Below are 21,253 nucleotides of genomic sequence, written 5' to 3' on the forward strand. Positions count from 1 at the left end.
GCCCAACCTGATTCTTTTCTCCCCTCGCTCTGAGTCCAGTGATAGGATGTTTCCGAATATTACTGGTTGAGGGCAGGGACGTGGGGATAGTTAGCATAATAAAATCATTTTTTACCAAAGTTCCAGCCCAGAAACAAAAATGGAATTGTACTGGTGAAACACTTGATGATTTTATATTAAGGGAAATAAAAGCATCTAACATGATTAAAACGTCTTGTCGAGACGTGGTTTTCCAACATCTATCAGGTGGGGTAAAGCTTCATTGTGATGATGAAATAATAAATACGCTAACTGATGAAGGGATAAAATATAGCAAGAAAAATAAAGATGTTTTTATTCATATACGAGGGATCGCAAACACAAAGTTTAACATCACAAACCAACAGATAAGATTCAAGAGTTCAGGAATAGAGAAATATCGCATATCTGCTGGTGCGGATGGTCGGGATTGTGCTTGGTGCAAAAAAATGCATAAAAAGAAATTTTATTCCAATGTGGATTTTGTAGAACTTATAGAAGGAAATTGCACTTGTTTTACTCATTGCAGGATAACTTTGATAGCTCTTATTAAAGGCGTTGATTATAAATGAAATTATTATGGCTTACGCAGCGTAAGCCATTTTTTGTTAATGACAGTTTCTTATTAGAAATCTATCGGTTGGTTTTGATTTGTTAATTTTCATAAGGCCTGAGCCATACTCAACATAGAGCCAGTTAGCTTCTTTATAATAAATAAAAGTTCTCTTTTGGTCGTGGTATTCCAAACGAACACCATCTTCTGATTCTTTTAATATTGGCGATTTTGTATTAATCAGGTTACTAGCTACCTCCGCATATGGCGTAGTGGTTTTATGTATAGTCAGCGTCGCTGAGCGAAGCTCTTTATCTACCGCGCTATTACCATCACCAGAAAAAGCTATGTGAGTAACATCACAAGTCACAGTGTATGGATAAGCGAAGGATTTTTCGTGAATACCTAAAGCCAGAAATATAATTAACATCTTTCTCATAATCATTCCTTTGTAAAACAAAAACAAGGCTGAAATAGTATGGCTGAAAATGCAGGAACAATCGATTCCCTGTTGGTTTCGCTTGGGCTGGAGACTGACGCTAAATCATTCCAGAAAGGTGCCGATGCTATCAAAGGTGTCACTGACGGGATGATGCAACTTGCGGCTGCCGCTGGTGTGGGGTTGGGGTTCAGGTCGTTAACACAAGGCGTAGCGTCGTCGTACAACGAGCTAAAGCGCCTCTCTGATATTACAGGCTTCACCGTTCAGCAGATTCGTGGGCTTGAGTTTGCTATGCGGCGTATCGGATCTACCAATCCCGTAGCGTCAGGACAGCGCTTGGCACAGTTAATCCCTGATATTGTTCGCCGCCATGAGCTGGGGCAACTATCTGGCGATGCTTACATGAGTCAAAAATTCCAACCATCAGAGCTAGCGAGGATTTCAAAGACTCAAGGGAATGACGCTGCGACAGAATATTTCCTTAATGCCTACGGATCAATGAACACTACTGAGCGCTCATATATGCGATCTGGTTCTGGTATTTCAGAAAACGATGACATAGCCCGACTAGGTGAATATGGTGGCAAGTTCTTCCGCGATAGTGTGAACATGTCAAACGCCATGACACCAGAAATAGATCCCAAGTTGGCGAAAGTTGCTCAGGATTTTAATGATGAAATGGCAAAACTGGCGCGTAATTTTGAAAACCTCGCTTATTCAATGGGATCGCAATTACTCCCTATCGTTAATAAATTTTTAGAATTGGTAAACGGGTTTATTCATGAAAACCCTGAAATAGCCAGCGCAATGATCGGCGCGGCTGGCGTTGCAGGAACGGTTGGCGCGTTAGGATTTGGTAAAAGAATTTTGGGGTTAGGTGGTGGCGGTGGTGGCGCGGCGGCGGGTGGTTCCGGTGGCCCGTCTTGGCTCAGCAGGCTACTGATTAACCCCATAACTGCGGGGGCTGTTTCGGCATTTACACCCGGTAATTTTTTCACGTCGTCAGAAGATGCTCGGATGATGGAAAGCCCCGATGCATTTCTGCGTAAAAAATGGGAGCGTGAAAATCCGGGGGTGCCGTATAACGGGCAGTACGGCGGCGTGACACCGCATCAGGCATACCTGAAGCAAAAGGCCGGCAATATTGACGACGCTCTCAATAACCCACGCGCCCGCTCATATCTTGATGCGATATCCCGCGCAGAGGGTACTAGCGGGTATATGAATTCCGGTTATCACACCATGTTTGGCGGCGGGCAGGTTGCCAGCCTGGCCGATCACCCGCGCCAGTTAAAGGACTTCCAGCAGACGGACGGGACGTGGAATAAAACATCGGCGGCAGGCCGTTATCAGTTCACACAAAAATCATGGGATGAGGCAGCGGCGGCGCTGGGGCTGAACGACTTTTCGCCGCAAAGTCAGGACATGGCCGCATTATGGCTTATTCAGCGGGCGGGGCAGTTGGATAACGTATTGAGCGGCGATTTCATGACGGCAACGAATAACCTCGGCGGCGTATGGGCGTCGCTGCCATCATCACCATATGCGCAGCCGAAACGCAGCCAGGCTGAAATGGAGAGTTACTACACGCCTGACTACGTTCAACGCCGCAGTCAGGCTCCGTATAACTCATCTGTCAATCGTTCCGAATCGTCAAAACCTGTCAGCGTTACTCTAAATAACACTCAAAACATTTCCGGCTTAGGTCTTAATGAGCAGCAGGTTGAAGATTCAATCGCAAAGGCGCTAACGACAGCCGGAGAAAACTTAGAGCGCTCATTTAACAATAATCGGTGGTAATTATGTCAATCGTCGGAGTATTCGATAAGTCCCGCCCAGAAATCGGCGGGATTTTTTTTGATGCAATATTGGAGGAATCCAGCGAACTGAGGACGGATGTTAGCGAGTATCCGTTAGAGACAGGTCAAACAGCGAATGACAACGCGGTTACTCGTCCGATGACAGTAACGATGACGGTCGCTATATCTGATAACCCAGTAAAGGCGCTGATGGCTGAGGCTGGTCAGTTTTCTGGCATTGCGGGGATCGGTGCTGGTGTTGCAGTCGGTGCGGTCGGTTCGATTCTGGGGGGCGGTGCGGCAGCGCTGGCCGGACTGGCAGCATCGGCTGGCTTGGCGTTCGCTGCATCAGGGAGCAAACGATCTGAGTCGGCGTTACTGGAAATCCGAAAGCTACAGGTTGAAAAGTCGATTCTGACAGTTGTTGGCGTGAATTCGTCCTATGACGACATGATCATTACTAATACGCGAGTTCAGAAAAACAAACAGAACGAGGGAGGGCAGGAGATCGTCGTAGAAATGCGAGCCCTGCTGATAAAAAACAGAAATGACAGCGCCGCGACAACAAATAGGAATCTACCTGCTGGCGACTCGGCCGCTACTCAGGGTCAGGCGAACGTTCATTTAGGAGAGGTGACGCCGCAATGAAAACAGTCCCCCTTACACGCGGCCTGGCTGATTTCTCGTTTACGTCAACGCTCAATAACGCAACGTTACGATTCAATGTGCGCTGGCTCACTCGATACAGTTATTTTGTCGTAGATATTCGTGATGCGTTCGGAAATCCGATCGCGTTGGGACGAGGGTTACACGTTGGCGTAAATTTATTGGCAGGACTGAATACCGATATCGGCAGATTAGTGCTGGATGGCGAAACACCGACAATGGAAAACCTCGGCGTCACAAACAATCTGAGATGGTACCCAAATGACTAGATTATTCGGGAGAACGTATAACCTTGAAGTGACCTCAGCGGAGGGGAACAAATTAACGTGTGAGCCGCCAACTCAGGTCAAATTTCTGATCACTAATATGCCCATGAATCAGGTCGCCACGGCCATGATTATGATTTACGGCGTGTCTGATCAGTATCGGCAGTTGATACAGAAATTTGATGAAACCCGCCAGCGTTTCGGCACAGTCCGGCTGACTGCCGGATATGAGGAATCATCTGGGGAAATATTCACCGGGCAGATAAATAGCGTTGAAGTCGGGCGCGATGGCGTGAATGTTTACCTGCGCCTGAATTGCTGGTCTGTGATCTGGGCTGATGCCACTATCGGCAGGACTTGGGGAGAAAAAACGCGGGCAATAGAGATACTTCAAGACGTGGCGCGATCGTTCGGTCCACCGATCGAAACCGTTGGTGATTTCTCCGATCTGCCGATGTTTAACCATGGCTACACGCTGCCCCATACATCAAGCAGGAATTTTTTAAACGCTATGAAAGTGGCGTGGCGTTATAACTGGCTGCTGTCGGACACTAAAACCACGCTGATTCGGGATGGAGCCACACGGCCAACAACTTACGAACTGAATTCAGATAACGGCATGGAAAGCTACCCTCGCTGGTACCAGAAAGACATGGAGGTTGATTCACGTCTCAACCACATAATTCAGCCTGGCGATCTGATAAAAATCCGTTCTGATTTTTGGACTATCAACTACAGCGGCATGTACAACGCCGGACTAAATGACATGTCGAATATTCAACGCCGAACAGGTTCGTTTAGGGTGCTATCGACAACGCATCAGGGTGATTTCTGGAATGACGACTGGCGTACAACGTTCCGGTGCCAATGGAGCGCAGCATAATGAAAAGTACAAACCCGCTATTTTCAGCGATTCAAGCCGCCAGCATGAACATGCTCGGGGATTTAATGATCGGCATGCCTGGTCATGTTGTTGCCTACGATTCAGAGAAACAACGCGCCCAGGTTGAATGCGGCATTCAACGAAGAATGCCCGATGGTTCGATTGAAACCCTATCTGTGTTGATTAACGTCCCTGTGCAATTCTCCGGCTCTGCTGATTGGGTGCTGTTTCATGAGTTACCCGCGGGTACCGAGGGGTATATTCATTTCAGCCAACGCTCTGTTGATGCGTGGCTTGATATGGGCGGTCCAGTACCGCCAACATGTCCTGAAATGTTCAGTGCCAGCGATGCGTTTTTCTCACCCGGTTATCGATCGCTGAAAACGGCCATTCCCAACCTGCCCACATCCGGCATGGGCATGAGCAACCGTGATGGCTCCGTGCGTATTCACCTGACAGATAACGGCATAACCCTGATGTGTGGTGGAGTTTCGTTGACAATTTCGCCTGAGGGCGTGACAACCAACGGCAAAACAACGCTGAACGGACGGACAGAGGTTACCACTGGTGGCCTAGCTGTTGGTGATATTGAGTTTGATCATCATGCCCATGGAGGTGTTGAGCGCGGCAGCGATGTATCAGACGGCCCCCAATAATTATGACACCACATTCACGCCCCGGCATTGCTGGGGCTTTTTATGGGCGCTACTCATGATTCGTAATTTTATAGACGGCGATATTGTCACGCACGGCGAACATTTCGCCACGGGAAAAGAAGCTACACGGCAAGGGATCATCAGGCGGCTACGGTTGTTTCTCGGTGAATATTTTCTCAATGCGGCGGAGGGTACGCCGTGGTTTCAATCCATCCTCGGAAAAACGCAGGTAGACATTGCCGCAGCCAGTATTAAGCAACGCATTCTGACCGCTCCGGGCGTAATTGGCCTAACTCGGTTTGAGTTCAACATCGACCAGCTCACACGCAAAATCACGATTTACGCCTCGCTGGTGGACATCAATAACGAACAGTTTGACCTGGTGTTTGATGAGGAAATTATCTGATGGCTGAAATTACTAAAGATGGCGTGAGCGGACAGACGTTAAACAGCTATCTTGCAGTTATGCGCCAGCGATATCTGGATGTCGATGACGGCTGGAATATCAATCCAGAATCACCGGACGGCCTCGTTATCGCTGCATGGTGTGAAACGTTGGCGAATCTGGACGAAGCTGTTATCAGTGCTTATCACTCAGCCGATCCGAATTCAGCCATCGGCCAGCAACTCGATCGCATAGCGGCATTTGCGGGCATCACTCGGCTAGATGCGACGTTTTCTACTACAACAGTGACATTCACTGGCACGCCGCTTGTTGAAATTCCGATCGGCACACTGGTGCGAAACCGGATTACTGGCACGCTATGGGCAACAGATGCGACGGTAGCGACGAATAGCGGTGGCGCGGCAACCGTAAACGTCACATGCACTACAGCTGGCAGTCAGGCGGGGAATAGCAATAACCTTTCCATCATTGCCACACCGATCGGCGGCATCACGACAGTCACCAACGTAAACCCCGCATCGCTGGGACGTGATGAGGAATCAGATAACGCGTTTCGTATTCGTCGCAATGAGTCTGTTGCGTTCCCAGGTAATAACCAGCTCGACAATATTTATGCGGCATTGGTCAATCTTGACGGGGTGAAACAGCTCCGCATTTATGAAAATACTGAATCCGCACCAGATGAAAATGGTGTTGAGGGGCATTCACTCGCGATCTTCATTGATGGCGGCGAACCTGCGGATATTGTCGCAACGATAGCGAAACGGAAAAACCCCGGCTGCGGGCTGAATCGCTATAACAGCAGTATCCCGAACAAAATCAGCGCTGATACGGTTACGTCAGGCGGGAATCCGTTTAATGCTACGTTTTTCCGTCCTGAGTTTATCCCTATCTTTGTTCGCGTCAGCATTTCCAGCGATCAGCGATTTGATGATGACGAAATAAAACGCTCTATCGTTGCGTATTCGAACATCGGGTTTGAGCAAACAACCGGATTTGCAAAAACGGGATTTCGAATTGGTGAGGGTATTGGGGCGGGGCGGCTGTATACCCCAGTTAACTACATTGTCGCCGGCAGCGGATTTGCTCAGTCGATCGGTGTAGGAATGTCATCAGCATCGGCCGTGAGTGCCCAAGTTGATATCGCGTTTAACCAGCTCGGCATTTTCAGCGTAGACAACATCGAGGTGGTCTATGTATGACCACAAGAAAAAGACGTTAAGCCGAGTCTATTGGCAATATAAAAACGCTCCGAAATTAATCGAGTGGCTGAAAATATTGCCGGATATCGCTCAGGCCAGCATTGAAGATCAGGCCGATAAAATACAGCAGATGCTGGATATCGACACCGTAGAAGGGGAACAGCTTGATATCTGCGGTCGCATCGTTGGTTACCGCACGCGACCGCTCGGGACGTTCTCGCCAGCATGCCAGCCAGCGCCTGTTAATGATGACCTGTTTCGCCGAATGATTAAGGCGAAAATATTCAAAAACAACAGCGTGGCCACGATTGACGAAATCCAGTTCGCCGCTGACTACATCATGAATGAGCCAACGCGCTTACTTGATGGGCAGGACATGGAAATGCGCCTGATTTGGTTTACTCACAACGTTGATATTGGCACGCAAAAACTCATTCAGGATTATGACCTGATCCCGCGACCCCAAGGGGTGGGTAATAAAGATGTCCGGGTTATCACATATAAACCATTCGGCTTTGGTCAGCACTACAGCAATTTCCGTGCTCCGTTCTGGCACGGCGACGGCATCAAGGTATACAGCAATCTGAAACTGACGCTGACATTTACTGATGGCGTGCTATCCGGCGCGCTGACTGCTGCGGCTGGGATCGTTGTTTCAGATATTGATGTCACGCTGATTTACACGCTAGCGGGAGGGGCGACGGCTACGGAACGATTGGTAACAGATGATAACGGCCAGTTCAGCACTGTGCCTGATTTCAATGTCGGCTACAGTGTTGTTGCACGCGCACAGGTTTTAAACCCGCTATGTGAATGGGAAAGCGTCGAGTCGTCATTATCTAATCGAACCAAATTCAATGGCGCTATTAAGTTTAATGGCTCAAATAAGTTTAGAGGCTAAACATGTCAGACATAATTACACCAGAGGATTTACCGCCGATTAATGAACTTGACGAGTTCACAGCTAATATTCCAGAACTGCAAATAGACACCGATGTTTTAGCCGGAACAGGTGGACCCGCAAATTTTCAAGCCCAAGCACTGGCGAACCGGACTAAATATTTAAAGCGTATTCTTGATGCGGTGAGTCTGGAATTAAATGGAATCAACCAGGCTGTAGCCACAGCGCAGCAAGTCGCTGATGCGTCTATGAAAAAGGCGGCGAACGGGGCTGATATTGCGGATGCTGCACAATTTCGCAATAACGTCGGCCTGAAAAACGCCGCTACGCATGACGTGCAAACATCGGCATTTGATGCCACATCTGGCTCTATTTTGATAAACGGAGCCTGGGGTTGGGGTGGTAGCGGGCAATTGTCCAACATAAATTCAGACAGCAATTTGCTGACTTATCTGCGAGGAGCCAATACACCAAGCAGTATACTGAGACTCCAATACAACAGCGCATACGCGAAGCAGAACTCTGCAAGTGTTTATGCGCGGGTCAATGATATGTGGTCGCTGATTAGCGTTGGTCCGCACAGCTCATCTGGTAATGCTGCCAATGGCGTTAGAATGTCGGCAGGTACAGCGTCGGGAAGTCAGACGGTTGTTTATGAGTTGTGGACAAACCAAAACCTAACACCAGCAACGCTAGATACAGATCAGACAATCAGCGGGGTGAAATTATTTACCAAAAACGTAGCAGTTCAAGGGGATTATCCGGGCATTGGCTTTGTATCAACCAGAGTAGCGTCAGGGACGCTAGGCCGAACTGTCAGATTTGAGCACGATGGGGTATCTGCGAAACCCTATCTAGTCAGAAGTAATGGCGTCAACGCAACAGGTCAAATTGTAGTTGGCATCCCTATGGATGCATCGGGAGATGTGTTAACAACTAGCAGCGCTCAAGCAATTACGGGCACAAAAACTTTTAGGGGCGAGCGCCCAGTGCAGTTAGTTGCGAACTCAATTGGAACGCCTGTTTATATACCGTTTTACGATTCTGACGGGCTCACAAGAAAGGCATGGATTGGCCGAGGCTCGTCAAATGATTCGTTTCAAGTAAACAATGATGTGACATCTGCGAACCTGCAATTGATGCCAAATGGCGATGTTGTGCTTAATCCCCAAAGCGGCAGTATCGTTCGTGTGGGCGCTAATAGAATATTGGCGCAAGGCTTAAATGCAGTCGCGGATTCTGGCGGATTTTGGAAAACAGCATCCCCTGTCATCAATATCTATTCAGATGGTTCATTCACTACTACAGACGAAGCCGTAGGCGTCGACGTCAAACGACTGAGTGAAGGCGTTTACAAAATCACTGGCTGTCAGGGGATGCACCCTAATGCGGCTTGGAATGGCATAGACGGAGGTGTGAGTAATCCAAAATGCCGAAACGACAAAGCGCTGCTATGGAACAACTACGAAGTTGATGAAGACGGCTCGATCACTGTCTACACGTTCCACCGCGTACACCCCGACGCGATGCCGTTTGCACAGAACCGTTTAACGCTCGACAAAAAGCCGTTTGACGCAGAGAAAGGGCACACACCGGAAATGGAATGGCCCGATCAATCACCTATCGACGTGCCGAAGGGCCTATTCATTCAGGTCCGTGTAAACATGCCGGAACGCATCGAGCCGAAACCCTTCGTCAGCCACAGTAACGTTTACTGCAATAGCGTTTCCCCAGCTAAATAAGCGCAATCAAATAACCTCAATAGCCGCACTCTGCGGCTTTTTTCATTTCTGGAGCTACATCAATGGATCAGAAATTTTTTCGCGTGCCGTTCGCGCAGAGCGGCGATCGCCAAACCGTTCCCGACGCATTACAGAGCAGCGGCGTGGTGTCGTTCCCCAGCGGCTGGGGAGGGGATTACGCAAAAGACCCGACCGTAGACGCGAACGCAAAGCCGGTCGAACGCGAGGCGATGAATGCGATTCTGTACGCAATCACTAACGCTGTGCGGCAGTATCAGGTTTTCGGATTCCCAGAGTACATAACGCCAGCGGACAACAACGGCAGCGTGTTTGCGTACAGTTCCGGCGCAGTAGTTCGCTATCGCCAGTCCGCTGCGCTTGCGTTCAAATCATATGTATCAGTAGATGATAACAATACGTCAGTGCCAGGCACCGACGAAACAAAATGGCAGGAGTTCATTTATCGGGAATCCAGCACCGATGAAGCAGCCGATCCAACCAACGAAACAACGCAAATTACACCCCGTCGATTACACCCTGTCATAGATGCGGCTATTGAACAATTTCAACTGATCATCAACCCACAATTAGTTCCCGTAGGTTTCGGAGGCATTTGGTTTACCGATACCCCTCCCGATGGTTGGCTAGAAGCTAATGGCCAGGCATTTGATATTGAAAAGTATCCTAAGCTGGCACAAAAATTCCCATCCGGCCGCGTGCCAGATGCTAGAGGGAGGTTTGCGAGAGGTTGGTCGCACGGCTCAGCCACTGACCCTGATTCTGAGCGAGAAATATGCAGTACTCAGGAAGACGCAATGCAAGAGATTAAGGGGGAGTTTGTTATTGATGACTGGGGTTGGGCTGACGGGAAATTATTCAAAATTGTCAGAGGAGGGAGTAGTGGGTGGGATAGTCAGGGCGGGGGACTTGTCGTTGAGTTTAACTCGTCGAATGTTGCACGAACATCAATAGAGACCAGGCCGAAAAATATAGCCGTAATGTATATTATAAAAACGGATCTGGCAGAAACAGAACCCAGCATACCAACTCCGACAGCAATAGTAATCACACCGCGTTCATCAAATATCAATGCCGGTTCCTCACTGCAATTTCTGGCTAGTGTTTTGCCTGTAGAATTCCATGATAACTACCCTGTTGACTGGGCGGTGAGTGACGCTAGTCTGGGTAACATTAGCTCCAGCGGGAACTATACAGCAAGTGCGGGGATGACGGGCGTACAGACAATTATTGCTTCAATTAGCACCGGGCTAACCGCTCTCGTAACCATCAATCAATATGTTTATTTAACTAATATCTCTGTTGCGAATATTCCCAATATTAGTGTCGGTGATAACTACAATTTAGCAATAACATTTTCCCCAGCCGGATATACTGAACCTGTTGATTACGCCAGTAGCGATGCGCAAATAGCGAGTATCGGTGCGGGAATGATAACAGGTGTATCACCTGGAACAGTAACGATAAGCGCTACGGGCCGATACTCCGGCGTTACGGTATCGCGTCAAGTAACAGTCACGCCGAAGGTCATTGTCGAAAAATATCTGCAAATTAATGAACGACTGTCTGAGATTGCCGCTGCCGGCGCAGCAGCGCAGGCCGCAGCGCGTAATAATTTGGGGCTGGGTGGACTGGCAACGAAAGACGGCCTCACAGCTGCTGATGTGAGCGCAGTTCCGCAGGCCAGCGCGTCACTCGGCACTGAGAACCTGAATACCGTGATATCACTTGGTCGTAAATTTCAGGCGCTGACGAGTAACGCAACGTTAGCGCGGAATTATCCCGTCGCGCTGGCGGGCATGCTTGACGTTATAAAAACGACAGACGCAGGCATTCGCCAGACGTTCTACCCGTACAACACGACTGACGTTTATCACCGCTACTGCGTTGACGTAGGCGCGAATCCAATAGTGTTCAGTGCGTGGGGGAAATCTGGTGGCGATTTTCTGGAGAAGCCACAGAACCTGGCAGACGTGCCTAACAAACCGACCGCCCGCGAAAATCTCGGCGTGGGGTATACAATATCGACAGCAGCGCCGCCGACTAGCGCCAGCGGCTACGCTCAGGGGCATATTTGGTATCAGGTGGGGGAATCATAATGCCGTTATTTCGTGAATCCGGGGGCGTATTTGCCCCTATTCAGCGTCTCGATATCAATGATAACGGGACTATCAAAAACGTTATTGCGGCGTGGGTTTGTGATAACGGAACGTTTAAACCCGTATTCCCGAATGAGCGCCAGTATCACGATCCGTCAGCATATTACGACATAGCGAACGCGTCGGGCGGGACAATAACGCGCGCTGAGACTGCGGTAGAAAATGCGTATGACTTCAGGGGTTGGAAAATCGCAGAGTGCCAAATTCCATTCGCTGGTGCGCTAAATGATGTTGATTGGTCAACGTGCGATGTCATCGTTGTTGCGTCGGGCGATGCGCTAGTGTGCGATCCGCTAGCAACAGGATTCACTCAGCCGAGTTGCAAATACATCGAATACAGTGGCGGCAGCACAGTAAATCTCGGTAGCTATGTGTCAAACAACACAAACTATGCGGTTTCTGTCAGGTCGGGATATATAGGGCAGATGGCATTCTACAACTATCTAAAAACAACGCTGCACCCAGCGGATTTTTCAGACAAATATAACACGCAGCTCGGTGTACGTTGGCGCTGGCATAGCAAACTGCACGACATGTATTTCGAGCACATATTCACGAATGCCAGCATGATTATTACGCCTGTTTGATTACGCAAAAAATGACAAGCGTCCGGCAATGATGTCGAGCGCTTCTTCGAGTGTTGGAATTGGATCGATGTGTATCGCTGGCGCGTCAGTTTCGCCGACGCGTACAGCGACATAAAACCCGCTATCTTCGATCACAGCATATGAACCGATTGGGCAATCAGTTAGCATGTCGCTGTCGTTTAAAACGCAGATTGTTGTTCCGTTATAGTTGATAACTTCCATTATTTTTACCCGAAATTTTCCCGTCCATGTCCGAAAAATATAGCATGTGTTTGATTTTGAAGGATAGATAAAGACGGTGTTTTTGATGGTTTTTAGATGAATAAGAGGATTAAATTCTTATATTTCAATTATTTAATTTACTTTTGGCGACTAAAGGAATCGTATTCAGTCTTTTTTTGCTTCAAAAAATCAATATGAGAAATAATGCACCTAGCCTTCGATGCCTTTGGCTTACTCTATACTTTGTATTCACTCATAAAATAGTGCGGGTGGAACCTCATATGGCAGCTGTTTTTCTGATGTATCGGTTGGCGATTCTTGTCAATTAAGATGTTGAGACGAGACGAATTTCGTTTCTGCGAGCCTTTTAAAGGTTTTTTTTAATAAATACTTGCTAAAGATATTGATACATGAGTTAATGACTCGTCGGTTTGATTCGCAGACGTAAAAAGCAGTTTAGTAAAGCAGTTCTCATTTCAAAGTGTTATCCATAGATATCCCTTCTTTTGAGCCTCCTTATTGTTGCTAATTAAATTCTGTGCACAGGCCCTATTTTGCCGGAAGGCGCTATAAAATTAAGGTAATTTCTATGTCTAATAAAATGACTGGTTTAGTAAAATGGTTTGACGCTGGTAAAGGTTTTGGTTTCATTACTCCTGACAACGGTAGCAAAGATGTATTCGTACATTTCTCTGCTATCCAGAGCAACGATTTCAAAACGTTGGACGAAGGCCAAAAGGTTGAGTTCACCATTGAAAATGGCCAGAAAGGCCCCTCAGCTGGCAACGTTGTCGCACTGTAAAAAGTTGCGCCACAATAAAGCCAAATGAATTAATGTTTCTCTTGCGATAGCGATGATGGTTTAAGCCGGAGCAGTCAAGGAAAGCACTAAAAAACCCCTAGCGTAAAGCTGGGGGTTTTTGTTTATTTATATCTCATAGCAGCGTGCTGAATTTTATATTCAGAACCCAGCAGCCTATATTGTTTTATTCCTCATCAACCCGTAAGCACTTAGCTTCATTAATTGCTGTATAGCGAATGAACATAATTCCTCTAAAATTCAGTGTGCTTTTTTGGTAACTCGCTGGGGGAGGAATATAACGCCACACACGCTAATCACTTTCATTTTGGCATGCGCGGTTTTGGCGTGTGTCGATGAGAATACTCTGGCGGGAAAACTAAAAGTCAGCGTATTCCTGAGCGGGGATCCAGAAACCGTCAATATACTCTTCGATGGGGAAGCAACCCGCACGACGCAGGCGCTGTTCATTCATCGCTTGCAGACACTGTGCTTCTGTGTTGTAGGCACCGACGACCAAATCGTCGCAGCCATGCCCGAGATAACAAACAAATATCACTAATGCAAACATGCCGTTCTCCAGACATTACCGATTTTCTCTATCTGTCAGGATAATTGTAGATGAAAATCAGTGAGGAAAGGCAGAACGGGCGGTTCATCAGGTGGTTTTATCGCCACCTGATGCAGAAACCGCATTTATTCTTTAGAAAGAGGCTGAGCTGAGGCCGCGCCATCCCGCACCAGATCGCGCGGCAGATTGTTTTTTATCCGGCTGCTGATACGTTTGGCCAGGCCGACAGGCGTGTTCTGGTAGGTTAAAATGAGCTCATCCGCAGCAGGAGGCGGTTCTGGATAGCTGTCTTTCCCCTGAAACCAATCACAGGCGATGCGATCGGTCAGCGCGTAGGCATTCTTCGCGTTCGGATCGGCCAGCGCAACAATGGCTTCATGTTGCCAGCGGAAACCTTTAGGGAAGCGTTCAGCGAGTTTAATTCCAATTCGTGAGAATTTGATATTGCCAAAAGCAGACGTCAGCGCCGCAGGGAAGAGCCAGATCTCGCTATCACGCTGCCACAGCTGAAGTAATGTCTCATCCCAGTGAATACCCTGTTTGCCTGCCGCTTGTTTGAGTAATGCAGAATCTTTGGGCGGCATCGGAGAAAACGGGAATTTACCCACTTTATAGCCCGGTCGTGGCAGTGGTGGCACGCTGGCGGTTTTCCGCAAACGGGCAACAAAGAAGCCTTCGCTGTCATAAATTTGTGGGAAGACGTGCAGGAAGCCTTCTTCGGTTGTCGCGCGTTCGGCGTCGGTGAAGAGATCGTGTAACGATTCAAATTCGCACGCATCAGGAAACTGTGCCTGTAACCAATGGCAAACCTGCTGATTTTCCTGCCTATTTAACGTACATGTGGAGTAAATCATCACGCCGCCAGGCTTCAGTGCATGGAACGCGCTCAAAATCAGGTCACGCTGTGTGGCCGCAATATCGGTAATGCTCTCCTGCGACCAGTGGCTCATCGCCGCGGGATCCTTACGCACCACGCCTTCACCCGAGCACGGGGCATCCAGCAGAATCGCATCAAAATACTCCGGCAGCGCCGCACCGAAAACTCGCCCGTCGAAGTGTGTCATCGCGGTATTGCTGACGCCGCAGCGACTGATGTTAGCATGCAACACTTTTACTCGGCTGGCTGAATACTCATTGGCGACGATAGCCCCTTCATTATTCAATCTAGCCGCGATCTGCGTTGTTTTAGAACCCGGTGCTGCCGCGACGTCCAAAACCGTTTCCAGCGCATCGTTACGATGGAAAAGGGCGCTGACGGGCAGCATGGAGCTGGCTTCCTGAATATAAAACAGTCCACTCAGGTGCTCCAGCGTATTGCCTAGCCGCGTGTTTTCTTCTTCCGCATTCAGCAGCCAGAAGCCTTCCTGACACCAGGGAATCGGCTCAAGCTGCCAGCCATAGGGCTGTACAAGCTCAAGAAAGGCATCGACGCTGATTTTTAACGTATTCACGCGGACGCTCCGACGCAGCGGACGCTGGCAGGCGGCAATAAAATCCTCCATCGAAAGGGATGAAGGCATGATGTCCCGCATAGTGTCGAGAAATTCAGCAGGCAGGCTGGCTGGGGTAAATTTTGCCACGGCGTGGTTCCGTACAGGTTATTCAGTAAAACGAGGGGAAGAAGCGGCGAAGTGTAGCACGGATCCTTCATACATCATGTGAAAACGACGAGACGGCGCGTGAAAACGACAGGGAAACGATAGGGTCGCCCTGTCCGATGGTGAGTTTAATTATTGGGCGTTGGAATCGCCGTTCCCCATTGCCGCCACTCTTTAGGCTCTTCGTTCCTCAGCAGGAAATGCCTTCCTTCCTGTGCTTTGGGGGCGAGTGGCGTGCTGGGTGGCGTGGCAAACGCGATACCGCCGCGAATGAACTGCTGGAAGGTTCCGCTCTTGATGACGCCGCCTGTCAGGCCGAATTCCAGGTTGTAACCCGAAGCCAGCCAGAAGACGGAATTGTTGCGCACCAGATGCTGATAGCGTTTGCTGATGCGCAGCGACACGGCGATACGGTCGGAAAGCGTGCCCAGCGACAGCCCAGTTACCGTACCGACTTCAATGCCGCGGAACAGCACCGGCGTACCAACCTGCAACGCGCCGGCTTCCGGTGTATCAACGCTGATATTCAAGCCGTCCTGATAGCGAGAATCAGAGATGGTGGCCTGCTGCAGCTCAAAATTCCGCGTTACGCTGCCGTTACCCGGTTCGACGTTGATATAAGGCTGGAATAGCGTCTCCAGATGATTCACACCGGCAGCGGAAATCTCTGGCGTGACGACGGAAAAACGCGTCCCGGAACGGGCGAAATTACGCACATATTCAGGGTAGAGGACAGCCTGCACCAGCACTTCATTACGCTGCTCGGAGAGTTTCAGTGAATCCAATTGACCGATATCGATTCCCAGATAGCGGATCGGCATGCCCGGCGCGAGTTTGCTGGCATCATAGGTGCGCAGAATGATGCGGCTCCCCACGGCGCGCGCCGCCGTTTCGTTGTTGTAGAGGACGCGTTTGCCGCTTTTAATTTCCGGTGCACCTTCCAGATTATCAAAACTGATCGCCCCTTTAAGCGCTCGGTTCAGCGGAGAAGCCTGCACGGTCAGGCCCGACGTATTCAACTGCACTCGGGCACCGCCTTCTGCCCAGAATACGCTGTTTCCCGTCAGTAACTTGCGGTGTTCGGGACGAATATAAACGTCAACCTCAAAGGTATCCGCCTTCGGTCGCACCCGCATGATTTCGCCTACCTGAAATTTACGGTACAGCACGATGGAGCCGTCCTGAATATCCGGCAGGCTGTCGGTCACTAAGGTGAGAGTCGGGGACGGCGTGGCACCGCGAATGCCTTCTTCGGCTTTTTCGAGATCGCTGAACAGCGGGTAACGCGTCTGAACGTCGCCTTTGCTGCCCGGTAAAACCTGAATACCACCGCTGACCCACTCTTGTGCGCTGGCACCCAGCACTTGAATCCCATCCAGCCCCATCTTCACATTCACACGGCTGTTCACGATGAATTTGCTGTCGCGGTGTAATAGCTGGCGATATCGCGGCTCGATCACCAAAAGGAAGCTGACACCTTGTTCGTCCAGCGTACGTTTGACGACCTGACCGACTTGGACACCGTGCAGCAGCACGGGTTGGCCGCTATCAATGCCATAGCTTTGTGCAGCCGTGAGCTGAATGGAAAGCGCACCGGGCTGGGTGAGCTGTTGTTGCCCGCTATCCAGTACGTCAAAATGCTGACGCGGTTCGCCTTCACCGGGGATGAGCGTCAGCGTTGGGCCGCTCAGCAGACGTGAAACATTTAGGTCACTGAGTGAAAGCTGGGGCTTGCTGAGTTCGATACGCGTACCTTCCCGCATCAGCGAAACCACGGAAGGATCGATGATGAGCTCTCCGCTGACCTTGCCGTTGTCTGGGTTCAACGTGATTTTATTTAGCGTGCCGACTTCCAACCCCTGATACATCAGCGGCGTGCGCCCTTCGGATAGGCTGTCGCCGGAAGGCAAGTCCAGCGTTATTTTCACACCGCGCTGGCTTTGTGCCAGGTCGGGATAGAGGCGATAGGATTGTTCGGCACCCGCATTCTCGCTCTCTTCCGGCGAATCGAACGCGATCGCGCCGTTAACCAGCGCCGCCAGATTCTCCATCTCAATTTTTGCGCCGCTGACGCTAATGTCTGCATTAAAGCCAGACACATTCCAGAAGCGACTATTTTTTTTCACCAGATGGGTAAAGCGGCGTTCAACCAGCACGTCAATCATCACACCGTGGCTATCCTGGGAAACGGTATAATCGTAGACTTTCCCCACCGGGATTTTACGGTAGTAAACCAGCGAACCGGTATTCAGTGAGCCGAGATCGTCGGCATGAAGATGAATCAGCAGTTCCCCAGTATTCACGCGGTATTTGGGCTGCGTATCCAGCGCGGAAAAGTGCTCTTGCGGATCGCCGGATCCGGGCATCATACCGATGTAGTTACCGCCCACCAGCGCATCCAGCCCTGACACCCCTGCGAGAGAGGCTTTCGGGGTAACCAGCCAGAACTGCGTGCCGCTGCGCAACGCTTCCTTCATATCGCTTTTGATACTGGCTTCGACCTGAATGGTACGCAAGTCTTCACTCAGTTTGATATTTTGCACGGTGCCGACTTCGACTCCCTGGTAGCGTACGGGGGTACGCCCAGCGACAATGCCGTCAGCGGAGACAAAATCGATAGTGACCGTTGCACCGCGCTCCTGCTGATTGGTGTAAATCAGCCAGCCAGCAATCATCAACGCAATCAGCGGCAGCAGCCAAAACGGCGACAGGCGACGCTTGTTCTTCACGGTAGCTTCAGTTGGTGTCCCTGGCGTATTATCTTGCATTGTTATTCCACATCAGTGTTATCCCACATCAGTCGGCTATCCAGCCATTCAACGGCAAGGATAGTGAGAATCACCGCTGCGCCAAAGTAAAAGGCAGCAGGCCCCATGGTGAAAGCGAGTAATTGATCGCGGTTGACGAGCGACATCGTCAGAGCAATCACAAATAAATCGAGCATGGACCAGCGACCGATCCAACGGATAACGCGCAGCATCTTCATGCGCATCATTATGTTGCCTTCTGAGCGAAGATGGATACTCACCAGCAGCCCGAACAGCACAATAACCTTAGTAAACGGCACCAGAATACTGGCGATAAAGACCACTAACGCGATCGGAACATTGCCTGACGCAAGCGAAAGAATACCGGAAAAAATCGTGTCCTCCGTACGCGCACCGTTGACATAAATAATCGATATGGGCAACAGGTTGGCGGGGAACAGTAAAACGATAGAGGCAATGAGCGCTGCCCAGGATTTTTGCAGACTTTGTCGCTGACGCAAGCGAAGTGGAATATGGCAACGGGGGCAGCGCCCTCGGTTGTCGGGTGAACTGGTGAAATGGCAGGAAAGGCAGATTCGGTAGCGATCCGGCGAAATTAAGGGTCTCATGCGCGGATAAAACCGCTGCCAAAGCTGGTCGGTATTTAAGTGAATCAGCGTCAACAGGCTTAAGATCATCAGCGCCAGAAAGGCGACTAGCCCGATTCCCGCCTGAACATCCGCGAATTCACGGACTTTGATTGCGGCAACGGCCATGCCGACCAGATAGATATCCAGCATCATCCATTCTTTTAGCCGTTGCAACATGAGGAGGATGGGCCGCAGATTCATCCCGATGCGGGGAGCAAAGAACAGGTATAACAGAGAAAAAACCAGCGTGAGCGGGGCGCCAACGGTACAGAAGGCGACCATACTCGCCGTGAGCGGGTGACCTTGACGGGTGATTTGCCAAATGCCTTCAAACAGGCTGGCATTGATGGTGACGCCCAGCAGCTGAATACTGATCAACGGTTCAGTGAAGGCGAACGGCATCAGTACCAGCATGGCAACGGCCATCGCAGTCAGCCGAGAAATGCTCCAATCTCGGCCTGAACTGACTTTGGCATCGCAGCGCGGACAGCTCGCCGTCTGAGTTTGCTTCAACGGCGGCAGCGCAAAAAAGGCATCGCATTCAGGGCAGCGATGATAGCGTTCGATCGCAGGTACGGTACTTTTTGCGCCATCGGTTAACGGTGGCCGAGGAGAAGGAAACGGCGCAGGGCTGGCTATACTCTGTATTTTCATCTTTCCTGCGATCCGGTAAAAGGTGTTAAGTCCTGTTATATTCACGATAGATAACGTATTCACAGCTATTTAGTGTAACTGAAGGCTAACTGAATGATAAATTCATAATAAGGCTCTGATCTCTGCCCGATATTATTTTACAGGTGGAAATAGCACGATATGCACGACAGCGTTACAGTAAAGCGGATGATTCTTCGCGCGAAGGCGCTAATCTTATGGCATTCTGTAACCGATGCTAATGCAGTCTGTGCGGGAATGGTTCGCACTGTTTTGAAAAGACAACGATATACTTTATGAATAAGCAAGTATGAACAAACAAGAATTTTATCAGGATCTCATTCGCGACATGTCATCGCTTATCGCGGATGAAAACCGTTTTATTACGATTTTATCAAACAGTAGTGCGCTGCTGTTTGAGCGTTTGGATGGGGTTAACTGGACAGGTTTTTACCTGTTGGATAACGACACGCTTTTCCTGGGACCGTTTCAGGGCAAGGTTGCCTGTGTGCGTATTCCGGTTGGCAAAGGTGTATGCGGTGCGGCGATAGCTGAAAATCGCATTCAGCGTGTGGATGATGTCCATGCGTTCCCTGGTCATATCGCCTGTGATGCCGCGAGTAATGCTGAAATTGTGCTACCGCTTGTCGTTAACGGGCAACCGATTGGCGTTCTGGATATTGACAGTCCCCTTTATCAGCGTTTTGACGCAGATGATGAAGAAGGGCTGAAGGCGGTGGTGAGCGTACTTTGTGCTCAACTGGAAGCGAGCGATGTGATGACATTCATCAATTCTCTCACGTTGAAGCAAGGTTAACGTGGCAATTGCCGATGGCGTCATTATAATGACGCCTGTTCATGCCTGCGCCGGTTGGCAAACCCGTTGTAATCAGGAAATTTCATGGAAAATCAACCTAAGTTGAACAGTAGTAAAGAAGTCATTGCCTTTTTGGCAGAGCGGTTCCCACTTTGTTTCACCATTGAAGGTGATACTCGTCCGTTAAAGATCGGTATTTTTCAGGATCTTGTTGAGCGTGTTCCGGAGTCCGATAACGTCAGTAAGACGCAATTACGCTCTGCGCTGCGTCTTTACACCTCAAGCTGGCGGTATCTGTACGGTGTAAAATTGGGTGCCCAACGTGTGGATCTGGATGGTAACCCATGCGGTGAGTTGGAACAGCAGCATGTCGATCATGCTCGTAAGCAATTGGAAGAAGCGAAAGCGCGAGTTCAGGCTCAGCGTGCAGAGCAACAGGCGAAAAAACGTGAAGCAGCCGGGGAATCGGCAGAAGCAGCGCGTACTCCTCGTCCCGCTCAGAAACGTGCGCCGCGCCGTGATGCTTCAAACAATGCCTCTCAAAACCGTGCATCCCAAAACAATGCATCCCAAAACAATGCATCCCAAAACAATGCATCCCAAAACAGAAACAACGCACCGCGTAATCCACGTCAGCCTTCTTCCGGCCAATCGCAGTCCTCTTCTCAGCAATCCGCTAATGCTCAATCTCGTCAGGCAAAGCCTGCTAGCAATGAGCCTCAACGGGTAGCGGTTACGGATGTTTCCAAACTGCAAATCGGTCAGGAAATCAAAGTCAGAGCCGGCAAAGACGCCATGGATGCCACCGTGCTTGAAATTGCTAAAGGCGAAGTCAGAGTACAATTGGCTTCTGGATTGGCAATGATTGTACGCGCAGAACACTTGCAGTTCTGATACGGA

21 protein-coding genes and 1 pseudogene are annotated in these 21,253 nt (G+C 49.7%); 16 read left to right on the forward strand and 6 right to left on the reverse strand.

All coding sequences use genetic code 11. From position 1 onward, the window contains the following. Positions 1–80: 80 nt before the first annotated feature. The gene (locus IG609_RS09065; RefSeq protein ID WP_161545817.1) at positions 81–590 is read left to right on the forward strand and encodes a hypothetical protein; all 510 of its coding nucleotides are present in this window, start codon (positions 81–83) and stop codon (positions 588–590) included. A gap of 36 nt (positions 591–626) precedes the next feature. On the opposite strand, the gene IG609_RS09070 is transcribed toward IG609_RS09065, so the two are convergent. Continuing rightward, a complete protein-coding gene (locus IG609_RS09070) occupies positions 627–1,010 on the reverse strand; it encodes a hypothetical protein (RefSeq protein ID WP_161545816.1) in 384 nt (127 codons plus the stop codon). 39 nt (positions 1,011–1,049) lie between these two features. Here IG609_RS09070 and IG609_RS09075 point away from each other — a divergent pair, with 39 nt between their 5' ends. The 11 genes from IG609_RS09075 to IG609_RS09125 all read left to right on the forward strand — a co-directional run bounded on the left by IG609_RS09075 (position 1,050) and on the right by IG609_RS09125 (position 12,298). Further along, entirely contained in the window at positions 1,050–2,813 is a 1,764-nt protein-coding gene (locus tag IG609_RS09075; RefSeq protein ID WP_161545815.1) for a glycoside hydrolase family 24 protein, read from the forward strand. A 2-nt stretch (positions 2,814–2,815) separates the two neighbouring features. Continuing rightward, the gene (locus IG609_RS09080; protein ID WP_161545814.1) at positions 2,816–3,460 is read left to right on the forward strand and encodes a phage baseplate protein; all 645 of its coding nucleotides are present in this window, start codon (positions 2,816–2,818) and stop codon (positions 3,458–3,460) included. Continuing rightward, the gene (locus tag IG609_RS09085) at positions 3,457–3,747 is read left to right on the forward strand and encodes a phage baseplate plug family protein (protein ID WP_161545813.1); all 291 of its coding nucleotides are present in this window, start codon (positions 3,457–3,459) and stop codon (positions 3,745–3,747) included. Before IG609_RS09080 ends, IG609_RS09085 begins: the two co-directional genes overlap by 4 nt. Then, positions 3,740–4,627 carry a phage protein gene (locus tag IG609_RS09090; protein WP_193400531.1) on the forward strand — a complete coding sequence of 296 codons (888 nt, stop codon included), beginning with the start codon at positions 3,740–3,742 and terminating at the stop codon, positions 4,625–4,627. Before IG609_RS09085 ends, IG609_RS09090 begins: the two co-directional genes overlap by 8 nt. Continuing rightward, positions 4,627–5,283: a Gp138 family membrane-puncturing spike protein gene (locus IG609_RS09095; protein ID WP_193400533.1), complete on the forward strand. Its 657-nt coding sequence runs from the start codon at positions 4,627–4,629 to the stop codon at positions 5,281–5,283. The genes IG609_RS09090 and IG609_RS09095 overlap by 1 nt, the downstream gene beginning before the upstream one ends. A gap of 55 nt (positions 5,284–5,338) precedes the next feature. Continuing rightward, a complete protein-coding gene (locus tag IG609_RS09100) occupies positions 5,339–5,689 on the forward strand; it encodes a contractile injection system sheath initiator (RefSeq protein ID WP_193400535.1) in 351 nt (116 codons plus the stop codon). Further along, the gene (locus tag IG609_RS09105) at positions 5,689–6,891 is read left to right on the forward strand and encodes a baseplate J/gp47 family protein (RefSeq protein ID WP_193400538.1); all 1,203 of its coding nucleotides are present in this window, start codon (positions 5,689–5,691) and stop codon (positions 6,889–6,891) included. The genes IG609_RS09100 and IG609_RS09105 overlap by 1 nt, the downstream gene beginning before the upstream one ends. Then, entirely contained in the window at positions 6,884–7,792 is a 909-nt protein-coding gene (locus tag IG609_RS09110; protein ID WP_193400540.1) for a baseplate wedge 1 family protein, read from the forward strand. The genes IG609_RS09105 and IG609_RS09110 overlap by 8 nt, the downstream gene beginning before the upstream one ends. Before the next feature lie 2 nt (positions 7,793–7,794). Next, positions 7,795–9,534 (forward strand): phage tail fiber protein, encoded by a 1,740-nt coding sequence (locus IG609_RS09115; RefSeq protein WP_193400542.1) that lies wholly within the window; start codon positions 7,795–7,797, stop codon positions 9,532–9,534. A 62-nt stretch (positions 9,535–9,596) separates the two neighbouring features. After that, positions 9,597–11,651 (forward strand): tail fiber protein, encoded by a 2,055-nt coding sequence (locus tag IG609_RS09120; RefSeq protein WP_193400544.1) that lies wholly within the window; start codon positions 9,597–9,599, stop codon positions 11,649–11,651. Further along, a complete protein-coding gene (locus tag IG609_RS09125) occupies positions 11,651–12,298 on the forward strand; it encodes a hypothetical protein (RefSeq protein ID WP_193400546.1) in 648 nt (215 codons plus the stop codon). Before IG609_RS09120 ends, IG609_RS09125 begins: the two co-directional genes overlap by 1 nt. Here IG609_RS09125 and IG609_RS09130 read toward each other — a convergent pair whose 3' ends face one another. Next, positions 12,299–12,520 carry a hypothetical protein gene (locus IG609_RS09130; RefSeq protein ID WP_193400548.1) on the reverse strand — a complete coding sequence of 74 codons (222 nt, stop codon included), beginning with the start codon at positions 12,518–12,520 and terminating at the stop codon, positions 12,299–12,301. A gap of 589 nt (positions 12,521–13,109) precedes the next feature. On the opposite strand from IG609_RS09130, the gene cspE reads away from it, so the two are divergent. Both cspE and IG609_RS09140 read left to right on the forward strand, forming a co-directional pair. After that, positions 13,110–13,322 carry a transcription antiterminator/RNA stability regulator CspE gene (cspE, locus tag IG609_RS09135; protein ID WP_005967874.1) on the forward strand — a complete coding sequence of 71 codons (213 nt, stop codon included), beginning with the start codon at positions 13,110–13,112 and terminating at the stop codon, positions 13,320–13,322. 258 nt (positions 13,323–13,580) lie between these two features. After that, positions 13,581–13,679, forward strand: a pseudogene (locus IG609_RS09140) (extensin family protein); the annotation flags it as partial. A 19-nt stretch (positions 13,680–13,698) separates the two neighbouring features. Here the strand turns inward: IG609_RS09140 and IG609_RS09145 are convergent. The 4 genes from IG609_RS09145 to yebS all read right to left on the reverse strand — a co-directional run bounded on the left by IG609_RS09145 (position 13,699) and on the right by yebS (position 19,539). Next, positions 13,699–13,890 carry a YdfD/YebW family protein gene (locus tag IG609_RS09145; RefSeq protein WP_180785031.1) on the reverse strand — a complete coding sequence of 64 codons (192 nt, stop codon included), beginning with the start codon at positions 13,888–13,890 and terminating at the stop codon, positions 13,699–13,701. A 125-nt stretch (positions 13,891–14,015) separates the two neighbouring features. Next, positions 14,016–15,470 carry a 16S rRNA (cytosine(1407)-C(5))-methyltransferase RsmF gene (gene rsmF, locus IG609_RS09150; protein WP_193400550.1) on the reverse strand — a complete coding sequence of 485 codons (1,455 nt, stop codon included), beginning with the start codon at positions 15,468–15,470 and terminating at the stop codon, positions 14,016–14,018. A gap of 146 nt (positions 15,471–15,616) precedes the next feature. After that, on the reverse strand, positions 15,617–18,256 hold the full coding sequence (locus IG609_RS09155) for a PqiB family protein (protein ID WP_193398079.1): 2,640 nt from the start codon (positions 18,254–18,256) through the stop codon (positions 15,617–15,619). Between the two features lie 2 nt (positions 18,257–18,258). Beyond that, complete coding sequence (gene yebS / locus IG609_RS09160) at positions 18,259–19,539, reverse strand: membrane integrity lipid transport subunit YebS (RefSeq protein WP_193398078.1); 1,281 nt, start codon at positions 19,537–19,539, stop codon at positions 18,259–18,261. A 307-nt stretch (positions 19,540–19,846) separates the two neighbouring features. Here yebS and IG609_RS09165 point away from each other — a divergent pair, with 307 nt between their 5' ends. Both IG609_RS09165 and proQ read left to right on the forward strand, forming a co-directional pair. After that, positions 19,847–20,353, forward strand: coding sequence for a GAF domain-containing protein (locus IG609_RS09165; RefSeq protein WP_102117890.1), 507 nt, complete (start codon positions 19,847–19,849; stop codon positions 20,351–20,353). A gap of 84 nt (positions 20,354–20,437) precedes the next feature. Then, positions 20,438–21,247 (forward strand): RNA chaperone ProQ, encoded by an 810-nt coding sequence (proQ, locus tag IG609_RS09170; protein ID WP_116166599.1) that lies wholly within the window; start codon positions 20,438–20,440, stop codon positions 21,245–21,247. The last annotated feature ends 6 nt before the right edge of the window (positions 21,248–21,253 follow it).

Origin of the sequence: Pectobacterium quasiaquaticum (assembly GCF_014946775.2) — a bacterium.
GTDB classification, from domain to species: Bacteria; Pseudomonadota; Gammaproteobacteria; order Enterobacterales; family Enterobacteriaceae; genus Pectobacterium; species Pectobacterium aquaticum.

Coding starts and splice junctions, on each gene's coding strand:
- IG609_RS09085 (WP_161545813.1), top strand. CDS start 3,457: ATGAAAACAGTCCCCCTTACACGCGGCCTGGCTGATTTCTCGTTTACG.
- IG609_RS09105 (WP_193400538.1), top strand. CDS start 5,689: ATGGCTGAAATTACTAAAGATGGCGTGAGCGGACAGACGTTAAACAGC.
- IG609_RS09070 (WP_161545816.1), bottom strand. CDS start 1,010: ATGAGAAAGATGTTAATTATATTTCTGGCTTTAGGTATTCACGAAAAA.
- yebS (WP_193398078.1), bottom strand. CDS start 19,539: ATGAAAATACAGAGTATAGCCAGCCCTGCGCCGTTTCCTTCTCCTCGG.
- IG609_RS09165 (WP_102117890.1), top strand. CDS start 19,847: ATGAACAAACAAGAATTTTATCAGGATCTCATTCGCGACATGTCATCG.
- IG609_RS09100 (WP_193400535.1), top strand. CDS start 5,339: ATGATTCGTAATTTTATAGACGGCGATATTGTCACGCACGGCGAACAT.
- IG609_RS09130 (WP_193400548.1), bottom strand. CDS start 12,520: ATGGAAGTTATCAACTATAACGGAACAACAATCTGCGTTTTAAACGAC.
- IG609_RS09075 (WP_161545815.1), top strand. CDS start 1,050: ATGGCTGAAAATGCAGGAACAATCGATTCCCTGTTGGTTTCGCTTGGG.
- cspE (WP_005967874.1), top strand. CDS start 13,110: ATGTCTAATAAAATGACTGGTTTAGTAAAATGGTTTGACGCTGGTAAA.
- IG609_RS09120 (WP_193400544.1), top strand. CDS start 9,597: ATGGATCAGAAATTTTTTCGCGTGCCGTTCGCGCAGAGCGGCGATCGC.
- IG609_RS09125 (WP_193400546.1), top strand. CDS start 11,651: ATGCCGTTATTTCGTGAATCCGGGGGCGTATTTGCCCCTATTCAGCGT.
- proQ (WP_116166599.1), top strand. CDS start 20,438: ATGGAAAATCAACCTAAGTTGAACAGTAGTAAAGAAGTCATTGCCTTT.
- IG609_RS09155 (WP_193398079.1), bottom strand. CDS start 18,256: ATGCAAGATAATACGCCAGGGACACCAACTGAAGCTACCGTGAAGAAC.
- IG609_RS09115 (WP_193400542.1), top strand. CDS start 7,795: ATGTCAGACATAATTACACCAGAGGATTTACCGCCGATTAATGAACTT.
- IG609_RS09095 (WP_193400533.1), top strand. CDS start 4,627: ATGAAAAGTACAAACCCGCTATTTTCAGCGATTCAAGCCGCCAGCATG.
- IG609_RS09110 (WP_193400540.1), top strand. CDS start 6,884: ATGTATGACCACAAGAAAAAGACGTTAAGCCGAGTCTATTGGCAATAT.
- IG609_RS09090 (WP_193400531.1), top strand. CDS start 3,740: ATGACTAGATTATTCGGGAGAACGTATAACCTTGAAGTGACCTCAGCG.
- IG609_RS09080 (WP_161545814.1), top strand. CDS start 2,816: ATGTCAATCGTCGGAGTATTCGATAAGTCCCGCCCAGAAATCGGCGGG.
- IG609_RS09145 (WP_180785031.1), bottom strand. CDS start 13,890: ATGTTTGCATTAGTGATATTTGTTTGTTATCTCGGGCATGGCTGCGAC.